This is a genomic window from Nostoc cf. edaphicum LEGE 07299 (assembly GCF_015207245.1).
GTDB lineage: Bacteria > Cyanobacteriota > Cyanobacteriia > Cyanobacteriales > Nostocaceae > Nostoc > Nostoc edaphicum_B.
The window spans coordinates 1-3145 of sequence record NZ_JADEXF010000778.1 but is presented as its reverse complement, the minus strand read 5'-3'; the positions used below and the strand labels follow the sequence as shown (position 1 = coordinate 3145).

Genomic DNA, 3145 nt, shown 5'->3' with positions numbered 1-3145 from the left:
AGCGTTAATACGGATACCGATTTTAATTGTTTTATTAAAGAATAATTGTAGTAACCGCGTTTTCTACTAGAAACAAAGTAATTATAAAGACCATAATTACTGGCAATTAATCCGATTGCAGCGCGAAATAAAGTGTTGTGGCAGTTAGGCTTTTTCAAAAAAATCAAAATTTAAAATCGGGGTGCTAAAGATGACTGATATACTTGCAATGGGCGCAAATATCAAGCAAGAGACTGCTAAATTACCGCTGTTTGTAGAAAATTGTGACAGCTTTTGGGACAAAGAAATCAGACCGTTATTTACAGATGAGTCTTTATCTTTCAAGGTGAAAACTCTTAACGGAAACTATGTCAAGTACGTGAACTTGGATAATGGAGCTACAACCACACCCTTTGCAACTCTCAAGCAGTACGTGGACGAAATGCTTGACACCTATGGCAGCGTACATCGAGGTTCTGGGCAAAAATCCATTATCACTACACGAGAATATGACGCCAGTCGAAACATCATTCGGGATTTTGTCGGGTCATCTTTAGACAACTATGTAATCTTTGCGAAGAATACAACAGAAGCAATTAATGGAGCCGCCACACTTTGGGCAAAAAAACCTGGGAAAATCTTAGTTTCTGATATCGAGCATTCATCTAACCTACTGCCTTGGGTTACTAAAGACGAAGTTGTGCAGTACAGAACGCAGCCAGATGGAAGTGTCAGTATTGCAGAAATTGAAGATATTTTCAAGGCACACCAAAATCTCCCCGAAGCCGAGCAAATTAAGTTAGTAACTATTACAGGTGCTTCGACAATTACAGGTTACAGACCCCCAATTTACGAAATCGCAGCTTTAGCACATCGGTATGGCGCGAAGATTTTTGCCGACGTGTGTCAGTTAATTCAGCATGAACGAGTCGATATGCGTCCTGATAATGACCCATGTCATTTAGATTTTGTGGCTTTCTCTGGACACAAGATGTATGCCCCTTATGGAACCGGAGTTTTGCTGGGGCCAAAGGAATTTTTTGATAGCTCCTACCCTTATCAAATTGGGGGTGGAAACCTGCCTTATATCACCAGAAACCTAGAGATCAAGCGTTTTTATACAGAACGGGCCCATGACCCCGGAACTCCAAACGCAATGGGTGCGATCGCTATTGCCAAAGCAATTGAAATTATCGAAGCAGTAGGGCGCGATCGCATTGCTCAGTATGAACACTCTCTAGTTGAATTCACATATACACGGCTTGGGCTGATTTATGGTGTCAAAATACATATTCCCGGAGATAACTTAGCCCATGTTATTCCCTTTGATATTGATGGATTTGACGGACGCTTAGTAGCAGAAATTTTGGCACAAGAATACGGTATTGGCGTTCGCGCTGGGGCTTTCTGCACTTATGAATACATTCGCAAACTCAAGAATGTTTCAGACGAGCAAGACTGTGAGATTGCTGAGGAAGTAGATAGAGGAATTACACGTAATATTCCTAGTATTATCCGAGCCAGCTTTGCTGTATATAATACATTAGAAGATTGCGATCGCTTTATAAATGCGATCGCTCAAATAGCTAAAAACGGATTGGCTCACTATTTGCCCAACTACACACAAGACCAGATAACTGGTGTTTGGACAGCAATAAACAGCTAGTTTTTTCAGGGCATTGGAAGAAGCAGAGGTGCAGAGGCGCAGAGGGGAAAGACTTACTGCAACTTCTCTCCTACTCCTTCATTCTCTGTTTCTTAATTACGAATTACAAATTAAAAGGGGGTAATAGCTTGAGCGATGAAAACCTTTTTGACCAGGAGGACTATCTACAAGCACGGGTTGAACAGTGCATCTGGCAAAAAAGTACAAATGCAGGTATTTCGCGCCAGCGCTTTCTGAAAATACTAGCTACTATGGTTGGCGCCACAGCCATCGGGGGATTAGCTAAACCTGCGCCTGCTCACAGTCAAGCAGCCATTAAAACTAAAGCCAGCAAAATACTTAAGCCATTGCCACCAGGGTATATCTCTCATAGCAAAGGCACATTAGAGATGAACTGGGAAGCGATGTATGGGCGTGGTTATTTAGTACCAAATGATTGGTTTTATGTTCACAACCGGAGCGCACCACCGACCTTTGACCCATCTACATGGCGTTTGCAAATTCATGGAACTGGCGTTTCTGCCCCCTGTGAGTTTACTTACGATGAAATCATCGCCATGCCATCCATCTCAATCACTTGTGCTATTGAGTGTGCTGCTAATGGTCGGCGCTTCTTTGAAGAAGCTTACAACACACCACTCCCTGGAACACGGTGGAGGCTTGGGGCTATTGGTGTGGCTGAATGGACTGGTGTACCACTTGGTATGTTATTGGAGCGAGCTGGATTGAAATCCACAGCAAAAGATGTACTCGTTGAGGGTGCAGATGTAGATTCGCTAGATTCAAAGAAGACAAATAAATCCAAGTTCAGCAGTGTAGTTCCAATTAGCAAAGCATTAGCCGATAACTCACTTGTCGTCTACGCAATGAACGGAGAACCATTACCTCCAGATCATGGTCAGCCGTGCCGTGTCTTATTCCCTGGTTGGGGAGGAAACGCCAACGTTAAATGGATTGAGCGGATTGAGGTTTCTGAAACACCGATATATACCCAGTGGGTAACGGAGCAAATGGTGCTAGTTGGTGCAGATTACCCAGCGATCGCACCATATAAAGGTAAGCTGATTACCTATCAAAATGTTAAGAGCGCTTTCGAGTTGGCTTGGCCAGCTACTCTTTCTGCTAAAACCCACTTACTACGTGGACGTTCTTGGTCTGGGAAAGGAAAAATTGTCCGTGTGGAAGTCAGCCTAGATGGTGGTAAAACTTGGCAATTTGCACGACTGAGAGAACCAAATTTTCCATTTGCGTGGGTACGCTGGGACATTGAATGGAAGCCACTTCCTGGAGAATATTTTCTCCAGGCTCGTGCTACTGACAATTTAGGTAATACACAACCGAGTACAGTTCCGTGGAATAACTCTGGATTGCTCTACGGAGGTGTTGTTAGCCATCCGGTGACAATACAGGCATGAGGAAAATAAGGGAGATGAGGGGTACAAGAAAAATAATCTATGCCCAATGCCCAATGCCCTATGCCCCATACCCCATGCCCAATGC

Annotated in this window: 2 protein-coding genes; both read left to right on the top strand. The window is 43.6% G+C overall.

The genetic code is table 11. The features are described from left to right. Positions 1 to 190: 190 nt before the first annotated feature. Positions 191 to 1645 carry an aminotransferase class V-fold PLP-dependent enzyme gene (locus IQ229_RS20515; RefSeq protein ID WP_194046902.1) on the top strand — a complete coding sequence of 485 codons (1455 nt, stop codon included), beginning with the start codon at positions 191 to 193 and terminating at the stop codon, positions 1643 to 1645. A 128-nt stretch (positions 1646 to 1773) separates the two neighbouring features. Continuing rightward, on the top strand, positions 1774 to 3060 hold the full coding sequence (locus IQ229_RS20510; RefSeq protein ID WP_194046900.1) for a sulfite oxidase: 1287 nt from the start codon (positions 1774 to 1776) through the stop codon (positions 3058 to 3060). Positions 3061 to 3145: the final 85 nt, after the last annotated feature.